This window comes from Enterobacter sp. MGH 33 (assembly GCF_000534535.1).
Lineage (GTDB): Bacteria > Pseudomonadota > Gammaproteobacteria > Enterobacterales > Enterobacteriaceae > Enterobacter > Enterobacter hormaechei_C.
On record NZ_KI973212.1, the window covers coordinates 1,863,506 to 1,884,973 of the forward strand.

Genomic DNA, 21,468 nt, shown 5'->3' on the forward strand with positions numbered 1-21,468 from the left:
ACATGAAAAAATTTCCCTGGGCGTGCGTGGCACTGACCGCATTGTCGTTATATTCCAGTTCGCTGCTTGCAGCTAACTTTAGCGCAAGTTTTAAAAATACTGATATTCGCGAGTTTATCGATACGGTAGGTCGCAATCTCAACAAAACTATTCTGGTCGATCCGTCCGTCCAGGGAACCGTCTCGGTCAGAACCTACAACGTGCTGACGGAGGATGAGTATTACCAGTTCTTCCTGAGCGTGCTGGATCTCTACGGCCTGTCGGTGATCCCGATGGACAACGGAATGGTCAAAGTGGTGCGCTCAAGCGTAGCGCGTACCGCCGGTGCGCCGCTGGCAGACAGCAAAAACCCGGGCAAAGGTGACGAGATTATCACCCGCGTGGTGCGCATGGAAAACGTACCCGTTCGCGAGCTGGCCCCGCTGCTGCGCCAGCTCAACGATGCCACCGGCATCGGGAATGTGGTCCACTTTGAGCCGTCCAACGTCCTGCTGTTAACCGGTAAAGCCTCGGTGGTGAATCGACTGGTGGATCTGGTGCAGCGCGTCGATAAAGACGGTATTCAGCGCCGCGAAATCGTCCCGCTACGCTTTGCCTCTGCCAAAGAGCTTTCGGATATGTTGAACAACCTCAACAACGAAGAGCAGAAAGGGCAGAACGCGCCGCAGCTGGCGACCAAGGTGGTGGCGGATGACGAAACCAATAGTCTGGTGATCAGCGGCTCGGAAGATGCGCGGGCGCGTACCCGTTCCCTTATCCATCAGCTGGATCGCGAGCAGAATAACGAGGGGAACACCCGCGTCTTCTACCTCAAATATGCCAGCGCCACCAAAGTGGTACCGGTGCTGACGGGGATTGGCGAGCAGCTGAAAGACAAGCCGGGCGCGGCCAAAGCGAAAACCGCGAGCGCCTCAACCGACCTGAATATTACCGCCGACGAGTCGACCAACTCCCTGGTGATCACCGCGCAGCCTAACGTGATGAACTCCCTGGAGAAGGTGATCGACAAGCTGGATATTCGCCGTCCGCAGGTGCTGGTGGAAGCGATCATTGCCGAAGTGCAGGACGGCAACGGCCTGGATCTTGGCGTGCAGTGGACCAGCAAGCACGGCGGCGTGCAGTTTGGCGCTACCGGCCTGCCAATCAGCCAGATTAAAAATGGCACCATGAAAGGGGCGAGCTTCACGGGCCTTGCGACCGGCTTCTTTAACGGTGATTTCGGTGCGCTGGTGACCGCGCTCTCCACCGACGGTAAAAACGACATCCTCTCCACGCCAAGCGTGGTCACGCTGGATAATAAAGAAGCGTCGTTCAACGTCGGTCAGGATGTGCCGGTGCTTTCCGGTTCGCAAACCACCAGCGGCGACAACGTCTTTAACTCGGTTGAGCGTAAAACCGTGGGGACCAAGCTGAAGATTGTGCCGCAAATCAACGATGGCGACATGATCCACCTGAAGATTGAGCAGGAAGTATCCAGCGTCGACAACAGCGCAACGGAAGATTCCAGCCTCGGCCCAACCTTCAACACGCGCACGATCAATAACGAAGTGATGGTCCACAGTGGCCAGACGGTGGTGCTCGGCGGCCTGATGGAAAATGTGACCAAACAGTCGGTCTCCAAAGTGCCGCTGCTCGGCGATATCCCGCTGGTCGGGCAGCTGTTCCGCTACACCTCGCAGGATACTTCCAAACGCAACCTGATGGTGTTTATTCATACCACCGTCCTGCGTGACGACGACAACTACAGCGCAGCCTCGAAAGAGAAATATGATCAGATCCGGGTGCGCCAGATGCAGCGCGTGGAAGAGAAAAAGCTCGGTATTGTCGAGCCGAGCGACAACGCCGTACTGCCAGCGTTTCCTGCCGCCAGCACTGCACCCGTGAAAACCCACGCGGCACGCAATCCGTTTAAAGAGTAAGGCGGAGGGGAAACGTGGACGAACTGACTAAAACCCTGTGTAGCAGCAACTACGCAAAAGAAAACGGCGTTCTGCTTTACAACAATGACGTCTATATCCGTGAGGACACCCCGGCGTTAGCGCTGCTGGAGGTGCGCCGGGTGCTGGGATGCGCGTTTGTCCCGGTTACCCTGGCGCCGGAAGCGTTTGACGAGATGCTGGCCAAAATCTGGCAGCAGAGCAGCGGCGTGTCGCAGCAGCTGGTGGACGACATGGACGCGGATATCGATCTGATGGCGTTAACCGAGGAGATTCCGGATAACGAAGATCTGCTCGATAACGATGAAAACTCGCCGGTGATCCGCCTGATCAACGCCATTCTCGGCGAGGCGGTGAAGGACGGCGCGTCGGATATTCATATCGAAACCTTCGAGCGCACCCTGAGCATACGCTTTCGCGTTGACGGCGTGCTGCGCCCGGTGCTGCAACCGGCGCGTAAGCTCGCCCCGCTGCTGGTGTCGCGTATCAAGGTGATGTCGAAACTCGACATCGCCGAGAAACGCCTCCCGCAGGATGGCCGTATCTCCCTGCGCATCGGTCGCAAGGCCATCGACGTGCGCGTCTCGACCATTCCGTCCCAGTACGGCGAGCGCGTGGTGATGCGCCTGCTCGATAAAAGCAATCTCAAGCCCGACATCAACAAGCTGGGGCTGATTGATGAAGAGCTGGAGAAGCTGAAAGGGCTGATCGACCGCCCGCACGGGATCATCCTCGTTACCGGCCCGACGGGTTCCGGTAAAAGTACCACGCTGTACGCCATTCTTTCGGCGCTGAACGGCCACGAACGCAACATTCTGACCGTGGAAGATCCGATTGAGTACGAGCTGGAAGGGGTGGGGCAGACGCAGGTTAACCCGCGCGTGGACATGACCTTTGCCCGCGGGCTGCGCGCCATTCTGCGTCAGGACCCGGACGTGGTGATGATCGGGGAAATTCGCGACGGTGAGACCGCCCAGATTGCGGTGCAGGCGTCGCTGACCGGTCACCTGGTGATGTCGACGCTGCACACCAACAGTGCCGCAGGGGCGATAACCCGTCTGCGGGATATGGGGCTGGAGTCCTTCTTAATCGGTTCATCTCTGCTCGGTGTCATTGCCCAGCGTCTGGTGCGTCGGCTGTGTACGCACTGCCGGACCACCAGTCCGCTGGACGCCAATGAAAAAGCGCTGTTCAGCTTTATGGCCGCGCCGCCAGACGCGATTTACCGCGCGGTGGGGTGCGAACACTGCCGTCAGAGCGGCTATCAGGGCCGCGCCGGTATCCATGAATTCCTGGTGGTGGACAGCGCCATGCGTCGCGCCATCCATGAAGATAAGGACGAAATGTCCCTCGAAACGCAGCTTTTTAAGCATGCCTACAGCCTGCGTGAAAACGGGCTGCTGAAGGTGATCGGCGGCGTGACGTCTCTGGAAGAGGTCATGCGCGTCACCGCCGAACGTGGGGGGGATGCGTAATGGCTTTCTACGCCTGGACGGCAACGGATGCCGCGGGGAAAACACAGCGCGGGACGTTACAGACCGAGGGGCAGAAGCAGGTTCGCCAGTGGCTTCGCGAGCAAAAGCTGATGCCCGTCAGCATCACCGAAACCCGCGAAACGGCGGCTGGCGGGAAAGCGAAAACCGGGGTGAAGCTCTCTACTCCGGTGCTGTCGATGTTTACCCGTCAGCTTTCGACGCTGGTCAACGCCGCGCTGCCGCTGGAGAGCGCGCTGAAAGCGATCTCGAAGCAGACGGAAGACAAAAAGCTGGCGGCGATGGTGGTGGAGATCCGCGAGAAGGTGGTGGAAGGCCACACCCTGTTCGATGCCTTCAGCCAGTTTCCGCGCACCTTCGACAAGCTTTACTGCACGCTGGTGATGGCCGGGGAGAAAACCGGTCACCTGGGCGACGTGCTGGAAAAGCTGGCGGAGTACAACGAGCAGCGCCAGAAGATGAAAAGCAAGCTGACGCAGGCAATGGTCTACCCGATAACCCTCACCGTGGTCGCCATCGCGGTCATCAGCATCCTGCTGGTGGCGGTGGTGCCGCAGGTGATCGAGCAGTTTACCCACATGAAGCAGCAGCTGCCGATCACCACCCGGACGCTGATTGCGGTAAGTGATTTCCTGCAAGCCTGGGGCATTTATATTGTGGGCATTCTGGGGGGCGGCTTTATCGGCTTCAAAACCTGGCTGAGGAATGCCAAAAACCGTTTTCGCTGGCACAGCTGGCTGGTGAACGGCTCGCCGATTAAAAAGCTGGTCTGCGCCATCAACAGTGCCCGCTATATCCGTACCCTGAGCATTTTGCAGGCCAGTAGCGTGCCGCTGCTGGAGGGAATGTATATCGCGATGGACGGTATTGAAAACCGCTATGCCCGGCAGGTGCTGGAGCAGGCCGCCGACACCGTGCGCCAGGGGGCGTCGCTGTATGCGGCGCTGGAACAGGCGAAATTATTCCCGCCCACCATGCTGTATATGATTGCCTCCGGTGAAGAGAGCGGAGAATTAGGTAATTTAATGGATCGCGCGGCGGAAAATCAGGAATCGGCCTTACAACATCGAATTACATTAACGCTGTCGGTCTTTGAACCGGCGCTGGTGGTATCCATGGCGACGATTGTTTTATTCATCGTGCTGTCAATATTACAACCGCTTCTGCAACTTAATAATATGGTAGGTTAAATCATGGCTTTAAAACGTAAAAACCTGGCTCGCCAGGCGGGCTTTACATTGCTCGAATTAATGGTGGTCATTGTTATTCTCGGCGTACTGGCGAGTATGGTGGTGCCAAATTTAATGGGCAATAAGGAAAAAGCCGATACGCAAAAAGCAACCAGCGATATTGTCGCGCTCGAAGGCTCGCTGGATATGTACAAGCTGGATAACCACCGCTACCCGACCACAGAGCAGGGTTTGCAGGCGCTGGTGACCAAACCTGAAATCGCGCCAATCCCGAACGGCTACCGCACGGACGGCTATATCCGTCGCCTGCCGCAGGACCCCTGGGGCAATGATTATCTTCTGGTGAGCCCGGGTGAACACGGCGCGGTGGACGTCTTCTCAGCCGGTCCGGACGGCGAAGCCAATACCGCCGATGACATTACCAACTGGTCTCTCGATAAGAAAGAGAAATAATGAAAAATCAACGCGGCTTTACGTTGCTGGAAATTATTCTGGCGCTGGTGATATTTGCCAGCTGCGCCATGATGGTGGTGTCCACCATTCCTTCGCGCAGCGGCGCGGATATATTTGGCCAGCAATTAAAAGCGCTCGTTGATTATGGTTCAGACCGTGCGGTGATGGACGGAAATATTGTCGGGCTGGTGATCGCCACCGATAAATATCAGCTGGTGACGATCGCCGATAAAAATGGCGAGCGGCACTGGATGCCATTATCTGCCGGACGTATTACCACCAAAGGTGATTTTCCGGAAGAGATGCACGTGTCGCTTTCGCCGCAGCGCCTGGCCGCGACGGTGGCGTCCGAGCCGCAGGTGATCTTTCTACCGGACGGTGAAATCAGCCGCTTTACGCTGACGCTGCAAAGTTACGACAAACAGCACCATTTCCGCGTGGTGTCGCACGGTGCGGCGCCGGTATCGGTAGAAAACGATGGCTAACGGCAACAAAAAGCAAAAGGGGATGACGCTGCTGGAGGTGATGGTCGCTCTGGTGATTTTCTCCACCGCCGCGCTGGCACTGATGAACTCGGTCTCCCTGAACGTGCGTTTTACCCATGGCCTGGCCGATACCTTGCAGGCCAGTTGGGTGGCGGAAAATCAGCTGGCGGAAGCACAGCTCACCCGAACCGACTTCCCGGATGCTGAACAGCAGGGGACGGAAATCATGGGCGGGCGCAGCTGGAACTGGCGTAAGCAGCGGGTGAAAACCGCCGACAACGTCTGGGCGAATACCCTACGCGTATATGCGGAAAGCGATGAGAGCCAGCCGGTTATCTCCCTGCGCATCATTCCGCCGGGAGAGAGCAAGTGAAGAAAACGCGACGCCAGCGCGGATTTACCCTGCTGGAGATCATGATTGCGCTGACTATCTTCGCGGTGATCAGCACCCTGGCCTGGCAAATTCTGGACGGCGCGATGCGTACCAGCTCGGCCACCGATGCCAGCGCCGCAAAGCTCAACCAGCTTCAGCGCGCCTGGAGTCTGATGGAGCGTGATTTTTTCCAGCTTCAGGCGCGCGCCCCGCGTAATGAGCCGGAGCTGTTTCGTCAGGAGGGCGATGCTCTTGAACTGACCACCCTGAATGGCGTGAGCGGAACGGTCCAGCTGGAGCGCGTGCGCTGGCGGCTGGAAGAGGGGCGTTTGTATCGCGACGTCTGGCCGGTCATTGACGGCCCGGCGGACGTTAAGCCTGACGAGGTGCCGATTGTCAGCGGCGTAAAATCATTGCAGTGGCGGTTTTATCGTCAGGGCTGGCTGACCGCCTGGCACGACGCCGCCCATCTGCCGGACGGCGTGGAGGTTACGTTGACGATGGAAAGCGGGGATACCTGGCGCTGGGTGTTCACTACACCGGGTGATATGCCGGAGGTGGCCGCTGCCGCAGCGCCAGAGAAAGCCGCCGACGCGCCTGCGCCGACCCCGGACGCAGCCCCTGCGCCAGCGCCTTCGCCGGAGACCAGACCATGAAACGGATCCGTCAACAACAGGGCGTCGCCCTGCTGGTGGTGCTGATTTTGCTGGTGATGATGTCGGCGCTGGCCGCCAAAATCAGCCAGCAGTTCTGCCGTAATTTGCAGAAAACGCATTATCAGGTAAGCCAGCAGCAGCTGCGCTGGGCGATGCAGACCCAGGAAAAAGTGGTGAAGGACCGGTTACAGACCGACGCCAGCGGCGAGAGCAAGCCGCTGGCCCTGGACGGCGACTGGCATCAGCCGCTGGAGACGCAGGGTGAAGACTATACGGTCGTGAGCCAGGTGGAAGATGCGCAGGACTGCTTTAACGTCAATAACCTGTTGGCCGCCGACATCGCACCCCAGGGGCAAAGCGCTCCCGCGGTGGCGGAAACACCGCGTAAAGCGCGGATTGTTGAACAACTTCTGACGGAAAGCGGCCTCAGCCCGGGCACGGCGGAGGCGGTCTATTTCCAGCTGGTGGATTATCTCGATGGTGACAGCACCACGGCGAAGGAGGGGGCCGAAAGCGATGCGTGGGCTGGCGTCGTGCCCGCGCGGCAACCGGCAAATCAGATGATGCGCAGCATCGCGGAAATCAAACTGCTGCCGGCGTTCCCTGTTACGGCGTATCCGAAGGTGAGCAAGCTGTTATGCGCGCTGCCGGACGCTGCCAGCAAGGTCGATGTCAACACCCTGCAACCGGAACAGGCCGCCGTGCTGGCGGCCATGTTCCCCGGAAAACTGACGCGGGATGACGCCGTTCGCCTGCTGGATGCGCGTCCGGAATCGGGCTGGGAAAATATGGAAGCGTTCAGCAAAGCGCTGGAGCAGGCCTTCCCGCAGTTAAAAGACGATCTCCCGCAGGTGGCGGATCAATTTTCTATAAACAGCCGGTACTTCCGCGTGAATTACACCGGCAATACCGATGAATTAACGCTTCGCGTGGTCAGCCAGCTTCAGGTGAATAACGAAGCCGGTGAGATCGTGACGTGGCAGCGTCGTTACCGAATGATTGAATAAGCAAAGCAGAACGTTATGAAACAGGTACTTTTTGTTCGTCCCGACAGCCGCGAGGGCGGAAAAATAATGTGGTGTGAGTCCGGCAGCGAGCGCGTCGAGGTGGTCGACAGCCTGGAGATGCTGGCCGAACACCCCCTGGCTACGCGCGTTTGTCTCCTGTTGCCCGCCAGCGACATGATTTTCCGCCATTTTACGCTGCCGAAAAAGGTGGCTTCTCAGGCGATGGCCTTCTCGTGGATGGCGGAAGAGACGCTGATTGGCGACGTGGACAACCTCCACTGGACGGTACTCCACAAAAAAGGGGCCGACGTCGACGCCGTGGCCATTGACGCCGACCGCCTGCGCGCGGCATTAACCCGCTGTCAGGAGGCCGGATTAAACGTGATTCAGGCCCTGCCTGATGCCTGGCTGCTGCCCGTGACGACAGGGGGCAGCACGCTGGTCGCACAGGATGATAGCTACTGGCTGCGTTTATCGCCCCATGTGGCGGGTGAAATGGAGGCAACCCTGTTGCCGCTGTTAATGCAGAAAGCCGGGGTCGGGGAAGTGTGGTGTTACGGCGATGCGCCTGCGAAGGTGCACGTTGACGTGCAGCATGCCTGGCAGCATCCGCTGGCGCTGATCCAGCCGCAGTGGCAAACCTGCCGCGTTAACCTGCTTCACGGTGAATTCAGCCTTAAGGCCGGTAATGGGCGGGCGGCGAAAAGTATGAAAGCCGCGATGGTGGCGGCGGGCGTGCTGTCTGTTGCTCTGCTGCTGGGGCCACGCATTGCAATGGCCTGGATGCTTGTGCAGCAGGAAAATCGGGTGCAGGAGGAGATCGTCCAGGTTTATCAGCACCATTTCCCCAGCATGCGCCAGCAGACCAATATCAAATATCACTTTGGTCAAAGCCTGAAAAAACAGAGCAAGGGATTCTTTCTTCAGCTTGATGAGCTGGAGAAAGCCCGGCAGTCAGTCCCTGCGATGGAGATCGAGCTGCTGGAATACGATGCGCAGCAAAACACCCTGACGCTGAGCGTCAGCGCGCAAAACCAGCCCTCGTTGCAGGCGTTTGTTAACCAGACCAGTGAGAATTTTGATTTTACCTTACAGCCTGTTTCAACAACCGAACCGTATACCGCCATGATCGCAGGGAAACATAAATGAAAGAGCGAATCGCGCAGCTGAAGTCACGCTATCAGAATTACAGCACCCGGGAAAAAATTATTTTAAAAATATGTGCCGTTGCTATTGTGGGGGCAGCGGTGTATTACACAGGAGTGATCCCCCTGGATAATATGATTCAAAATAGTAAATCGACGCTTAAAAGACAAAAAGAGACCCTTAACTGGATGCGCAGTGAAATTGATAAAAATCATCTTCAGGTCCAGATAGTCAAAACGAATAATCCGCGTACGGTGGTCGAGAATAGCGCCCATGAGATTAACCTTTCACTGACGGATATGCGCCAGGAGGGGCAAACTTTATCGTTCGTGTTGAATCGGGTGAATGTGTATGAATTAAGAAGCTGGCTGCGTGAAATTAATCAGACCTCCGGCGTGAGACTGCAAAAAATAAACCTCACGCCGGTGGACCACCTCAGCGACGTGAAAGCGCAGGTGCAGCTCACCTGGTCAAAAAACGCATGAATACCTTTTCGCTGATGCGGGACGCCTTTCCGGTAGGGTTCCCGATAATGAGTGCGATCCTGGGCGGCATTGTGGGCAGTTTTCTTGGCGTTGTCGCCGAGCGCGTACCGGGGATGGTGATGGATGAGGAGGGGAGTGGCAATCTGCTCTTTCCGGCCTCGCACTGTCCGGTGTGCCAGCACGCACTTGCCGCGTGGGAAAACATCCCGCTGCTCAGCTGGCTGTTATTACGGGGACGCTGCCACCAGTGCGGCAGCGCGATCCCGCTGCGACTCTTTCTGGTCGAACTGATCTCCGCCTTGCTTTTTGGCATCACGGCCTGGTGCATGCCGGACGTTCAGGCGCTGTTCTCTTTGTGGTTACTGGCGGCTTTTTTACTGCCGCTGGCCATGATCGACTGGCAGCATCAGCTGCTTCCGGACTGCCTGACCCAGCCGCTGCTGTGGGCGGGGTTAGTGCTCCATGCGTTTGACCACACGTTGCCGCTACGCGATGCGCTGTTCGGCGCAGTGGCGGGCTATCTGTCGCTCTGGCTGCTCTACTGGGCTTTTCGTCTGATCACGGGACGAGAAGGTCTGGGTTACGGGGATTTTAAGCTACTGGCGGCGCTGGGCGCCTGGTGCGGCTGGCAGGCGTTGCCCTCCATTGAACTGGCGGCAGCGTTAAGCGGTATTGTCGGTTATTTCGCCGTAAATAATTTAAATAAAAATAACCTCACTATTTCTTTTGGTCCTTATCTCGCCTTTGCTGGAATAGGGGTGTTTATGAGCCAGCAATTTGCTTTCACATTTTAAATATACAGGTCAAGATTTTTTATAAATCTTTTTGATGGAGGAAGGGAAGGACGACCCTTTACGCTCAGTGTATCGTAAGAGATATAAGCTACAAGGAATTTGGGCTTGTATCTTTTAATGGAGGAATACAACGCAGCAACAATTTTTCTTGTTCACGACACTCACGTTGGTTAAATACGCATTACGCGAAACGCATCCATGATCTCACGGAAGACATGGGTTATTACGTTACGAATAAATTTATCAGGAAATAAAAATGAAATTTATGAAGCCAAAATATCTGGCGCTCTTTATTGCGGCGGCAACCAGCTCCGCATTTGCAGCAGCGCCAGGTGCACCGACGATCGGCTATGGCAATGACAAATTTGCCCTGGTGGAAGTGGATCAGGCTGCCCAGGATTATAACAATCTTGTCAAAGTGCATAACGATGGCGTGGATGTAAAAGTTGAGTGGAACGTCTGGAGTGGTGATGCGCCAACTTCTGCGAAAGTTCTGCTGGACGGACAGACCGTATGGACCGGCGCAGCCGGCGCGACGGGCTCTGCAACATTTAAAGTGAAAAAAGGCGGGCGTTATCAGGAGCAGGTTGAAGTCTGTAACGCCAGCGGCTGTGCGAAAAGCGCCAGCAAGCTGATTATTGTGGCAGACACCGACGGTAGCCACCTGCTGCCGCTGAATACGTCTCTCAAAGAGAATAACAAAGCGTTTGCGAAGCATACCGATAAAGTGGTTGCGGCCTACTTCCCGGAGTGGGGCGTTTATGACCGTAACTTCCCGGTTGATAAGATCCCTGCGGCAAACCTCAACCACATTCTGTACGGCTTCATTCCAATCTGTGGCGGTGACGGCATCAACGACGGCCTGAAAACCATTGAAGGCGGCAACAGCTTCCGCGTGCTCCAGAACGACTGTAAGGGCCGACCTGACTATACCGTGGCGATCCACGACCCATGGGCTGCGCTGCAAAAACCACAGGCTGGCGTCTCCGGCTGGGACGACCCGTATAAAGGTAACTTTGGCCAGCTGATGGCGCTGAAAAAAGCGCATCCGGACCTGAAAGTGCTGCCATCTATCGGCGGCTGGACGCTCTCCGATCCCTTCTTCCACATGGGTGACCCGGCTATCCGCGCACGCTTTGTCTCTTCTGTGAAAGAGTTCCTCCAGACCTGGAAATTCTTTGACGGCGTGGATATCGACTGGGAATTCCCTGGCGGCGGCGGTGTGAGCGAAAACCTGGGCAATCCGCAGCAGGATAAAGCGACCTATACCGCGCTGATGCACGACCTGCGCACCATGCTGAACGAGCTGTCTGCACAGACGGGCCGTACCTATGAACTGACCAGCGCCATCGGTGCAGGCCGCGATAAGATCGAAGACGTGGATTACACTGCCGCTCAGCAGTACCTCGACCACATCTTCCTGATGAGCTATGACTTCTACGGCGGCTGGAGCAACACCGTTCTCGGCCACCAGGCGGCGCTGCGCGCGCCAGCATGGCGTCCGGACACTGACTACACCACTGAAAATGGCGTTAACGCGCTGCTTTCCCAGGGCGTACAACCAGGCAAGATCGTGGTGGGTGCGGGCATGTATGGCCGCGGCTGGACCGGCGTGCATGGCTACACCGGCAACAATCCATTCACCGGCACCGCTACAGGTATGGTGAAAGGGACCTGGGAACCCGGCGTGGTTGACTATCGTCAGATCGTTAACGAATACAAAGGCAAACCAGGCTGGGAATACGGCTACGACGCTGATGCGGAAGCCCCTTACGTCTTCAACAAAACTACCGGCGACCTGATCACGTATGAAGATGCGCGTTCAACTACGGCGAAAGGTAAGTATGTTCTGGCGAATAAACTGGGTGGCCTGTTCGCATGGTCTATCGACTCTGACACCGGTGACATCCTGAACGCGATGAACGAAAGCCTGCTGGGCGGCGACGCTACGCCGGTTGATCCGGTGGTCACCAACCACGCGCCAATCGCGTCCTCTGCCGACCAGAACGTGTCTGGCCCGATAACCGTCACGCTCGATGGCTCTGCTTCAAGCGATCCTGATGGCGATGCGATTACCTACAAATGGACTCAGGTCTCTGGTCCGTCGGTCACCATCACCAATAGCACCAAAGCGAAAGCGACCTTTAACGTTGCCGCCGCGACGTCCGCCCAGACCATGGTGTTCCGCCTGACGGTGACCGATGCAAAAGGCCTGAGCAACGCGATTGATGTCCAGGTGGTGAACAAGGCGCCGAAAGCTAACCAGGCACCGGTTTTAAACCCAATGGAAGCGATCACGCTTGAATCAGGTGAAACCTATGCGCTGCATGCCCAGGCCGCGGATCCAGACGGAGATGCGTTGACCTACGCCTGGAGTGTACCAGCAGATATGCACGCTACCGGGACTGACTCCGCGAACGTGAACATCACTGCGCCGGAAGTGAGCTCGACGTCTACCTACACCCTGAGCGTGGTGGTGAGCGACGGTAAGACCAGCGTGCAGTCTAACGTCCAGGTCACCGTGAATCCGAAAGCGGCGCCTGCACCTGTGCCAGATGACGAAGACACTAACCCGGCGGATGACGTTACCCCTCCGGCTGATGATGTGACTCCACCGTCTGACAAAGGGAGCTGCGATGCACCTGTGGATGCTAACGCCAGCAAATATGCGGCGTGGGAATCCAGCAAAATCTACAACGGTGGCGATACCGTAAGCTTCGACCATCTGGTGTGGAAAGCGAAGTACTGGACTCAGGGCAATCAGCCTGGCTTCGGTGTGGATGCATGGGAGCTGGTAAGCAACGTGAAGATGAACTGGCGTTCTGACCTGGTCTACAACGGCGGCGACACCACCACCTATGAAGGAAACGTTTACCGTGCGAAATGGTGGACCCGTGGTGATAATCCAGCCAACAGCGACGTATGGGTAAAAGAAGGCGCATCAACAGACTGCAAATAATCTAACCCATTAATGACTCCCCCTTTTAGAGGGGGAGTGATTCAAAATTCATTTTACAGGATGTTGGTAAGGAGAAATAACCGAAACTGTCAGCAGGTAAAAATGAAAAAGTTGATTTTGTTGTTATTGATAATAAGCCAAAGCGCTCTGGCAAACTGTTGGAATAAAGCGGCGCATTATTATCATGTCGACCCTTATTTACTGTACGCGATAGCGAATGTGGAATCCGGAATGAACCCGTATGCGGTTGGGCAAAACCGCGATGGCACGCGGGATGTCGGGCTGATGCAAATCAACAGTTCGCATTTTACCGCGCTGGAAAGCAGAGGAATCGACGAATACCGGTTAATCACGGAGCCGTGTACCTCGATCATGGTCGGGGCTTCTATCCTTGCCGGGATGATCAGGGTGTATGGCTATAACTGGGAAGCCGTTGGCGCGTATAACGCCGGACTGAAAAAAGAAAATTATCCGCAGAGGATGAAATATGCCCATAAGGTCTGGGCCAAATATCAGCAACTGAAATTAGCAGCACGTTATTAACGTTTTTTATTTTTGAAGAATTCCTGAAGGTGTTCTTCGAAAAGTGAAAACAGCTGAATGTGGTTTATGTATTAACGGAGTAATACCTAAGCCGGGATTTTAACATTTAATTTTAAACGAACAGGAAAACTGAAATGAACAAAAGGACGTTACTGAGTGTACTCATTGCGGGAGCCTGCGTGGCGCCACTCATGGCTCAGGCTGCTAACCTGAAGGAGACCAGCAGTGAGCCGTACACCATCAAAGCCAGCGATCTGGCGAAGAAAGAGAAGGAACTGACGGACTTCCCGCTGATGGCTTCGGTTAAAGAAACCATCCAGACGCTGGATAACGCGCAGGTCGAACTGATTGAGCCAGGCCGGGCGGCGAACCCGGACAACGTTAAGCGCGTTGAAGGGATTGTGAAAGCCAGCGACTGGGAATATCTCTTCCCGCTGCGCGCGCAGGCCTATACCTACAGCAACTTCCTGAAAGCCGTGGGTAAATTCCCGGCGCTGTGTAAGACCTACAATGACGGTCGTGACAGCGACGCCATCTGCCGCAAAGAGCTGGCCACCATGTTTGCCCACTTTGCCCAGGAGACCGGCGGCCACGAAAGCTGGCGTCCGGAAGCCGAATGGCGTCAGGCGCTGGTCCACGTACGTGAAATGGGCTGGAGCGAAGGGCAGAAGGGCGGTTATAACGGCGAATGTAACCCGGACGTCTGGCAGGGGCAGACCTGGCCTTGCGGTAAAGATAAAGACGGCGATTTCCTGAGCTACTTCGGTCGTGGTGCGAAACAGTTGTCCTACAATTACAACTACGGTCCATTCTCTGAAGCGATGTACGGCGACGTGCGTACGCTGCTCGACAAACCTGAGCTGGTGGCGGACACCTGGCTGAACCTGGCGAGTGCGATCTTCTTCTTCGCCTATCCGCAGCCGCCAAAACCAAGCATGTTGCAGGTGATCGACGGTACATGGCAGCCGAACGATCACGATAAAGCCAACGGTCTGGTTCCGGGCTTTGGTGTGACCACCCAAATCATCAACGGCGGCGTTGAGTGCGGCGGCCCGACTGAAATTGCGCAGTCTCAAAACCGTATCAAGTACTACAAAGAGTTCGCGAACTACCTGAAAGTGCCTGTTCCGGCGAACGAAGTGTTGGGTTGCGCCAACATGAAGCAGTTCGACGAAGGTGGCGCAGGCGCCCTGAAGATTTACTGGGAACAGGACTGGGGATGGAGCGCGGATACTCCGGACGGCAAAACCTACTCTTGCCAGCTGGTGGGTTACCAGACCCCGTTCAGCGCATTTAAAGACGGTGACTACAGCAAGTGCGTGCAGCACTTCTTTAACGTGAAAATTGTTAACGACGAGGGTTCTTCCGAGACCCCGGACGAAACGCCGGTCACGCCAACACCGACGCCATCCGACGATGAAACGCCGGCACCAACCCCAACGCCGGATGAAACGCCGGTTGTGGTGAACCACGCGCCGGTTGCGCAGATTGCCGGTCCGATCGGTGCAGTGGAAGCGGGTGCGCAGGTTTCTCTGAGCGCCGAAGGCTCTACCGATCCAGATGGTAACACGCTGACGTATACCTGGCGTTCCCAGGATGGTCAGACTGTTACCGGTCAGGACAAAGCGGTTGTGACCTTTACAGCGCCAGAGTCTGCGACGGCGCAGCAGTATGAAGTGAGCCTGACCGTCAGCGATGGCGAACTGAGCAGCACCACGTCTTACCTGCTGAACGTGAAAGCGAAAGCGGCAACGCCATCCGGAGAAGATACGTCTTACCCGGCATGGAGCGCGAACAGCAAGTACAACGCCGGTGATATCGTGAACAACCACGGTAAACTGTTCCAGTGCAAACCGTTCCCGTACAGCGGCTGGTGTAACAATGCGCCGACGTACTATGAACCTGGCGCAGGTCTGGCATGGGCTGAAGCCTGGACGGCATTATAAACAGCAAACGGCAACCCCCAGGGTTGCCGTTTTAGTGTCTGCTCTTTCCCCTCACCCTAACCCTCTCCCCAGGGGGGCGAGGGGACAGTACGGTGCAGTTGTAGGCCCGGTAAGGCGCAGCCGCCACCGGGCAAAAGGCTAACGATGAAGTTTCCCGTGATCCCGTAACCACGCCGCCGTACGCACTATCCCTTCATCCAGCGATACAATCGGTTTATATCCCAGCTCGTTCTCCGCCCGCGAAATATCCAGCGTAAAATCAAAGTTGAGCTTCGACACACCGTAATGCGTCAGCGCAGGCTCTTTCGCCGATTTACTGCCAAAGCGTTCCATGCTGCGGGCGATCATGTCCAGCATCGGGTAGGGAACGGAACGGATCCGGCAGTCGATCTTTAACTCGTCAATCAGCCTTTGCACAATGCTGCGCAAGGTACAGGGTTCGCCGTTGGTGATGTTGTACGCGCGGCCCGACACCAGCTTATCGCATTCCGGCTGGCTCGCCAGCCACATGGCGTGAACGGCATTTTCGTAATAGGTCATGTCCACCAGCGCATCGCCGCCGCGCGGTAACAGCACGCTGCCGTAGTGGTGCATCATCTGGGCCAGTCGCGGGATAAAGACTTTGTCGTGCGGCCCAAACAGGCTCTGCGGACGCAGCACGGTAAAGCGGGTGTGCGGGTTTGACTGGGCCAGCAGGTCGATCACCTCTTCGCCCGCCGCTTTACTGCGGGCAAACTCACAGGCGAAGCGCGCCGGGCGGAAATCTTCCTGAATATCACGATGGTGGTGATAGTCGAAATAGAGCGACGGGGAGGAGATATGAATAAAGTTACGCACGCCCCAGGCGACGGCCCATTCGCCCAGACGACGCGTGGCGCGCACGTTGGCGAGATCAAAGGCTTCCTGGGTACCCCACGGAGAGGTAAAACTGGAGCAGTGCCACAGCGTATCGATACCGGCGAGCATCACCTTGGCCTGAGAGGAGACCAGCTCCGTCAGATCGGCATGGACAAATTCAGCGCCCATTTTTTGCAGGAGCTTACCCATCGCCTCGTTGCGACCGGTGGCCCTCACGCTGATGCCTTTGTTGCGCAGAAACTCGACCGCATTTCGGCCTAAGCCGCTGGTCGCCCCGGTAACCAGTACCTTCATAACAATCCACTGTGTTGAAAAGAATTTCGTGCGCATTCTTTCGTGAATTACGATGTGTTGCAATGGGAAAGGTGAAAGATTAAGAGTTTTATTTAGTTATTTTCCCGCTTTTCTTCTGCCAGTTGCGCAATCCGTTTCGCCATTCCGCGGAAGATAAACAGGTGTGCCGGGATCATCAGCAACCAGTAAAACAGACCCGGCATTCCGTGCGGATGCCACCATGCCCGAACGTCCAGTTCACGATGGTCGCCGTTGTCCTTGAGGGTGAAGCAGAGCCGCCCCAGCCCCGGCGCCTTCATGCCAAACAGCAGCGCCAGCTGTTTTTCCGGCTCAACAATAATCACTTTCCAGCTGTCGACGGTATCGCCCACCTTCAGCCAGGGATGGGCAGGGCGGCCTTTTGCCAGCCGGTGACCGACCAGCAGATCCAGCGCGCCGCGCGTTTGCCACAGAATATTGCCGAAGAAATAGCGCTCTTTGCCGCCGATCTGGTTCACAACTTCCCACAGCGCTGCCAGGCTGGCCGTGGTTTTTACCGTACAGCCCGCCTGTTTCGGATAATAGCCGTACTCGGGCCGCCAGCGGGCAAACGCCTGCGCGTCATAACCCCAGTCGCTGGAGTTCACCAGCTTCTCTTCCTCTTTCAGCGTGTTGCGCACCGCGTCGTCAAAGCGGATGAGTTCCTGGGGAATTAAGGCGCGCAGCGCGCGATCGTCCGCCAGCAGATCGTGCTTCAACCCCTGGATAAGCGCTTTGGCGGTCGTCGGCGGCACGGAGGTGATCACATTCAAAAACCACACCGATATCCAGCGGGTCGGGAAGGGGATGGGGATCAGCCAGCGGTGGCGGCCACTCACCCGCATAAAATGTTCGAACTGCGCCTGATAGCTCAGCACTTCCGGACCTGCCGCCTCCAGCACGCGATGCTGCTCCGCCGGGTGAGCCAGCAATGCCACCAGATAATGGAGTAAATTCTCCAGCGCAATGGGCGTGGTGCGCGAGCGTACCCAGCGCGGCGGCGTCAGCACAGGCAGGTTGTAGACCATATCGCGCATCACTTCGAACGCGGCGGAACCCGCGCCGACGATGATCCCTGCCCGCAGTTCGGTAACGGGGATACGGGCGCTCCGCAGCATTTCTGCCGTCAGCTGTCGGGCGCGCAGATGGTCTGACTGCTCGTGCTCAGGCGCCTGGAGCGAGCTTAAAAAAATCACCTGCTTCACCGGCGTTTGCAGCAGCGCATCACGAACGTTCATCGCCACCTGACGCTCGTGGGCGATAAAATCGCCGCCTTCGCCCATGCTGTGGACAAGGTAGTAAAGCGTATCGACCCCTTCCAGCAGCGCAGGAAGCGCTTTCGGCCAGCTAAGGTCAACGTTGTGACACGTCACGCCAGGCAAATGTAGCTTTTGCAGACGTTCCGTGTTGCGTGCCGCTGCCAGCACCTGGTGCCCCTGCTGGCTTAACGCAGTGGTCAGATGCTGACCGATATACCCGCTGGCGCCGAGCACCAGAATACGTTGCGGCACGGTATGCTCCTTAACGCTGTAAAAACGCCTGCCAGTGTTTCACCACCTCGGTCAGCTGCTCGCGGTTAACGTCAAGGTGCATCACCAGCCGTACGACCGGGGAGGCGTTAATCAGCACGCCTCGGGCTTTCATAAAGTCGCCCAGCGCGGCAGCATGCTCATCGCCGACGCGGACAAACAGCATGTTAGTGTCGTGACGCATGACATCAGCGCCGATTTCACGCAGCTGCGCTGCCATCCACGCCGCATTGTCGTGATCGTCTTTCAGGCGTGACACGTTATTTTTCAGGGCGTACAGTCCGGCAGCCGCCAGAATACCCGCCTGACGCATCCCGCCGCCGGTCATTTTGCGCCAGCGGTTGGCGCGCCTGATGTAGTCCGCGCTGCCAACCAGCAGAGAACCTACCGGCGTACCCAGCCCTTTAGAGAGGCAAATGGTGAACGAGTCGCAATATTGGGTGATCGCTTTCAGCTCGCAGCCGTACTCCACCACGGCGTTGAAGATACGTGCGCCGTCAACGTGCAGGCCGAGCTTACGCTCGCGGGTAAAGTCCCATGCCGCTTTCAGGTATTCGCGCGGCAGGACTTTACCGTTATGGGTGTTTTCGAGGCTCAGCAGTTTAGTGCGGGCGAAGTGAATATCGTCGGCTTTGATTTTGGCCGCGACTTTGTCCAGCGGCAGCGTACCGTCCGGCGCGGCATCGATCGGCTGCGGCTGGATGCTGCCAAGCACCGCCGCACCGCCGGCTTCGTACAGGTAGTTATGCGCCCCCTGGCCGACGATATACTCTTCGCCGCGCTCGCAGTGGCTGAGCAGCGCCACCAGGTTAGCCTGCGTGCCGGTGGGCAGGAACAGGGCAGCCTCTTTACCGCTCAGCTCTGCCGCATAGCGCTGGAGTTCGTTGACCGTCGGGTCATCGCCGTAGACGTCGTCCCCGACCGGGGCGGCCATCATCTCTTCGAGCATGGCGCGGCCCGGACGGGTAACGGTATCACTACGTAAATCAATCATTTCACATCCCTTTAATTTAAGAGGTCTTGTGAAATGTTTTACCTGAGCCAGTTGGTTTTTGCCAGTTCGATCACTTCGTCACCGCGCCCGCTGATGATGGCGCGCAGCATGTAGAGGCTAAAACCTTTGGCCTGTTCCAGCTTGATTTGAGGCGGGATCGCCAGCTCTTCTTTGGCGACCACCACATCCACCAGCACCGGGCCGTCGATGGCGAAGGCGCGTTGCAGGGCGTCGTCCACCTCTGAGGCTTTCTCCACCCGGATACCGGTGATACCGCAGGCTTCGGCGATGCGGGCGAAGTTGGTGTCGTGCAGTTCGGTGCCGTCCGTGAGGTAGCCTCCGGCCTTCATCTCCATCGCCACGAAGCCCAGAACGCTGTTGTTAAAGACCACGATTTTCAGCGGAAGCTTCATCTGCGCCACCGACAGGAAATCCCCCATCAGCATACTGAACCCGCCGTCGCCGCACATCGCCACCACCTGACGTTCCGGTGCCGTCGCCTTTGCGCCCAGCGCCTGCGGCATGGCGTTGGCCATTGATCCATGGTTGAACGACCCAAGCAGGCGACGTTTGCCGTTCATTTTCAGATAGCGCGCGGCCCAGACGGTGGGCGTTCCTACGTCGCAGGTGAAGATGGCATCGTCGTCGGCGAAGTGGCTGATCTGCTGCGCCAGATACTGCGGGTGGATCGCTTTTTCGCTCGGTTTGGCGAGATCGTCCAGCCCCTTGCGCGCATCGCGATAATCGCTCAGGGCTTTATCGAGGAATTTGCGGTCCGTTTTTTCTTCCAGTAGCGGCAGCAGGGCGGCGAGGGTGGATTTGATATCGCCGATAAGCGCCATATCCACCTTGCTGTGCGCGCCGATGCTGCCGGGATTAATGTCGATCTGGATAATTTTGGCATCCGTCGGGTAGAACGCGCGGTACGGGAACTGGGTGCCGAGCAGGATCAGCGTGTCGGCGTTCATCATGGTGTGGAAGCCGCTGGAAAAACCGATCAGCCCGGTCATGCCGACATCGTACGGGTTATCGTATTCAACGTGCTCTTTCCCGCGCAGGGCGTGCACAACTGGCGCCTTCAGCTTACCGGCAAATTCCACCAGCTCTTTATGCGCGCCGGCGCAGCCGCTGCCGCACATCAGGGCGATATTGCTGGAGTATCGCAGCAGCTGCGCCAGCTTTTTCAGCTCTTCATCGGCAGGGGTAATGGTTGGCTGGGGCGCAGAGTACCAGTGGGTGGTGGCGGTTTCAGGTGCGGCCTTCAGCGCCACGTCCCCCGGCAGCACAACCACCGAAACCCCGCGATTCAGGATCGCCTTACGCATGGCTATCGCCAGCACCTGTGGGATCTGCTCCGGCGATGAGACCAGCTCGCAATAGTGGCTGCATTCACGGAACAGCTCCTGCGGATGCGTCTCCTGAAAATAGCCGCTACCGATTTCAGATGACGGAATGTGAGCCGCAATCGCCAGCACCGGAACATGGTTGCGGTGACAGTCGAACAGACCGTTGATGAGGTGCAGGTTTCCCGGTCCGCAGGAACCTGCACAGACGGCGAGTTCACCCGTAAGCTGCGCTTCGGCACCGGCGGCAAAGGCGGCGACTTCTTCATGGCGGGTGGGCATCCACTCAATAGTTTTCATCTTGTTAAGGCTATCGCTGAGTCCGTTCAGAGAATCGCCAGTGACGCCCCAGATACGCTTTACGCCAGCCTGCTCAAGGGTTTTCGCTATGTATGCAGCCACAGTTTGTTTCATGGTTGTCCGTCTCCTTTTTGTGATATCGCTTACAAGCTTAGAAGAAAGTCGCTGTATTGCCTGCTCAGTATTCTTTAAGTCCAGATGGTTTTTCTGCGCGACGCGCCGCCAGCGGGCTGAGGTTGGGGCGGGAGGAAGCGGGTTTGCAGACCCTTTTTTCCTGATGGTGCATAAGTTGTTGATTTTATATGGTTAGGCTGAAGGGGAATAAAAAAGGGGTTGGAGGGAGTTTTTGAGGTATTGGTTTATCAGACAAAGGGATAGATGTAGATTGCTTCAGTTCACTGCCGGGCAGGCAGCTTAGAAATACGGCGACACCGACACGCGCCAGCGTGTTTTGTTCACTGCCGGGCAGGCAGCTTAGAAATCTTGCCTGATTTGCTCATGCCTTTAGCCACGGTTCACTGCCGTACAGGCCGTAGGCACAATGTAGGCCGGGTAAACGTAGTGCCACCCGGCAAAAAGCCCGGTGGCGCTGACGCTTACCGGGCCTACAGAGGTTCCAAAGGCAAATGCGCTGGCCTGCATGGGCAAAAAGCCCGGTGGCGCTG

The 21,468-nt window shown here is 57.0% G+C and carries 18 protein-coding genes; 14 read left to right on the forward strand and 4 right to left on the reverse strand.

From position 1 onward, the window contains the following. Positions 1–2: 2 nt before the first annotated feature. From gspD to L379_RS15060, 14 genes are all read left to right on the forward strand, one after another. Entirely contained in the window at positions 3–1,919 is a 1,917-nt protein-coding gene (gene gspD / locus L379_RS15125) for a type II secretion system secretin GspD (RefSeq protein WP_032653096.1), read from the forward strand. A 14-nt stretch (positions 1,920–1,933) separates the two neighbouring features. Further along, positions 1,934–3,412 (forward strand): type II secretion system ATPase GspE, encoded by a 1,479-nt coding sequence (gspE, locus tag L379_RS15120; protein ID WP_032653098.1) that lies wholly within the window; start codon positions 1,934–1,936, stop codon positions 3,410–3,412. Beyond that, on the forward strand, positions 3,412–4,620 hold the full coding sequence (gene gspF / locus L379_RS15115; protein WP_032653100.1) for a type II secretion system inner membrane protein GspF: 1,209 nt from the start codon (positions 3,412–3,414) through the stop codon (positions 4,618–4,620). The genes gspE and gspF overlap by 1 nt, the downstream gene beginning before the upstream one ends. Positions 4,621–4,623: 3 nt before the next feature. Then, a complete protein-coding gene (gene gspG, locus L379_RS15110) occupies positions 4,624–5,073 on the forward strand; it encodes a type II secretion system major pseudopilin GspG (protein WP_003858352.1) in 450 nt (149 codons plus the stop codon). Then, complete coding sequence (gene gspH / locus L379_RS15105) at positions 5,073–5,558, forward strand: type II secretion system minor pseudopilin GspH (protein ID WP_032653102.1); 486 nt, start codon at positions 5,073–5,075, stop codon at positions 5,556–5,558. The genes gspG and gspH overlap by 1 nt, the downstream gene beginning before the upstream one ends. Next, positions 5,551–5,931 carry a type II secretion system minor pseudopilin GspI gene (gene gspI, locus L379_RS15100; protein WP_015571001.1) on the forward strand — a complete coding sequence of 127 codons (381 nt, stop codon included), beginning with the start codon at positions 5,551–5,553 and terminating at the stop codon, positions 5,929–5,931. The genes gspH and gspI overlap by 8 nt, the downstream gene beginning before the upstream one ends. After that, positions 5,928–6,587 carry a type II secretion system minor pseudopilin GspJ gene (gene gspJ, locus L379_RS15095; RefSeq protein ID WP_032653104.1) on the forward strand — a complete coding sequence of 220 codons (660 nt, stop codon included), beginning with the start codon at positions 5,928–5,930 and terminating at the stop codon, positions 6,585–6,587. The genes gspI and gspJ overlap by 4 nt, the downstream gene beginning before the upstream one ends. After that, entirely contained in the window at positions 6,584–7,594 is a 1,011-nt protein-coding gene (gene gspK / locus L379_RS15090; RefSeq protein WP_032653106.1) for a type II secretion system minor pseudopilin GspK, read from the forward strand. The genes gspJ and gspK overlap by 4 nt, the downstream gene beginning before the upstream one ends. Before the next feature lie 15 nt (positions 7,595–7,609). Further along, entirely contained in the window at positions 7,610–8,743 is a 1,134-nt protein-coding gene (gene gspL, locus L379_RS15085) for a type II secretion system protein GspL (protein ID WP_032653108.1), read from the forward strand. Further along, complete coding sequence (gspM, locus tag L379_RS15080; protein WP_017693716.1) at positions 8,740–9,225, forward strand: type II secretion system protein GspM; 486 nt, start codon at positions 8,740–8,742, stop codon at positions 9,223–9,225. Before gspL ends, gspM begins: the two co-directional genes overlap by 4 nt. Beyond that, complete coding sequence (locus L379_RS15075; RefSeq protein WP_032653111.1) at positions 9,222–10,019, forward strand: prepilin peptidase; 798 nt, start codon at positions 9,222–9,224, stop codon at positions 10,017–10,019. The genes gspM and L379_RS15075 overlap by 4 nt, the downstream gene beginning before the upstream one ends. 256 nt (positions 10,020–10,275) lie before the next feature. Beyond that, positions 10,276–12,978, forward strand: coding sequence for a glycosyl hydrolase family 18 protein (locus L379_RS15070; protein WP_032653114.1), 2,703 nt, complete (start codon positions 10,276–10,278; stop codon positions 12,976–12,978). Positions 12,979–13,080: 102 nt separating this feature from the next. Continuing rightward, positions 13,081–13,521, forward strand: a complete 441-nt coding sequence (gene iagB, locus L379_RS15065; RefSeq protein WP_017384854.1) for a type III secretion system invasion protein IagB — start codon at positions 13,081–13,083, stop codon at positions 13,519–13,521. Positions 13,522–13,655: 134 nt separating this feature from the next. Next, positions 13,656–15,467, forward strand: a complete 1,812-nt coding sequence (locus tag L379_RS15060) for a glycoside hydrolase family 19 protein (protein ID WP_017693713.1) — start codon at positions 13,656–13,658, stop codon at positions 15,465–15,467. A gap of 138 nt (positions 15,468–15,605) precedes the next feature. Here L379_RS15060 and L379_RS15055 read toward each other — a convergent pair whose 3' ends face one another. From L379_RS15055 to poxB, 4 genes are all read right to left on the reverse strand, one after another. Further along, positions 15,606–16,619, reverse strand: coding sequence for an NAD-dependent epimerase/dehydratase family protein (locus L379_RS15055; protein ID WP_017384852.1), 1,014 nt, complete (start codon positions 16,617–16,619; stop codon positions 15,606–15,608). A gap of 92 nt (positions 16,620–16,711) precedes the next feature. Continuing rightward, the gene (locus L379_RS15050) at positions 16,712–18,148 is read right to left on the reverse strand and encodes an SDR family oxidoreductase (protein ID WP_032653116.1); all 1,437 of its coding nucleotides are present in this window, start codon (positions 18,146–18,148) and stop codon (positions 16,712–16,714) included. A 10-nt stretch (positions 18,149–18,158) separates the two neighbouring features. Beyond that, complete coding sequence (gene ltaE, locus L379_RS15045; RefSeq protein WP_015570991.1) at positions 18,159–19,160, reverse strand: low-specificity L-threonine aldolase; 1,002 nt, start codon at positions 19,158–19,160, stop codon at positions 18,159–18,161. A 38-nt stretch (positions 19,161–19,198) separates the two neighbouring features. Further along, the gene (gene poxB, locus L379_RS15040) at positions 19,199–20,917 is read right to left on the reverse strand and encodes a ubiquinone-dependent pyruvate dehydrogenase (protein ID WP_032653119.1); all 1,719 of its coding nucleotides are present in this window, start codon (positions 20,915–20,917) and stop codon (positions 19,199–19,201) included. Positions 20,918–21,468: the final 551 nt, after the last annotated feature.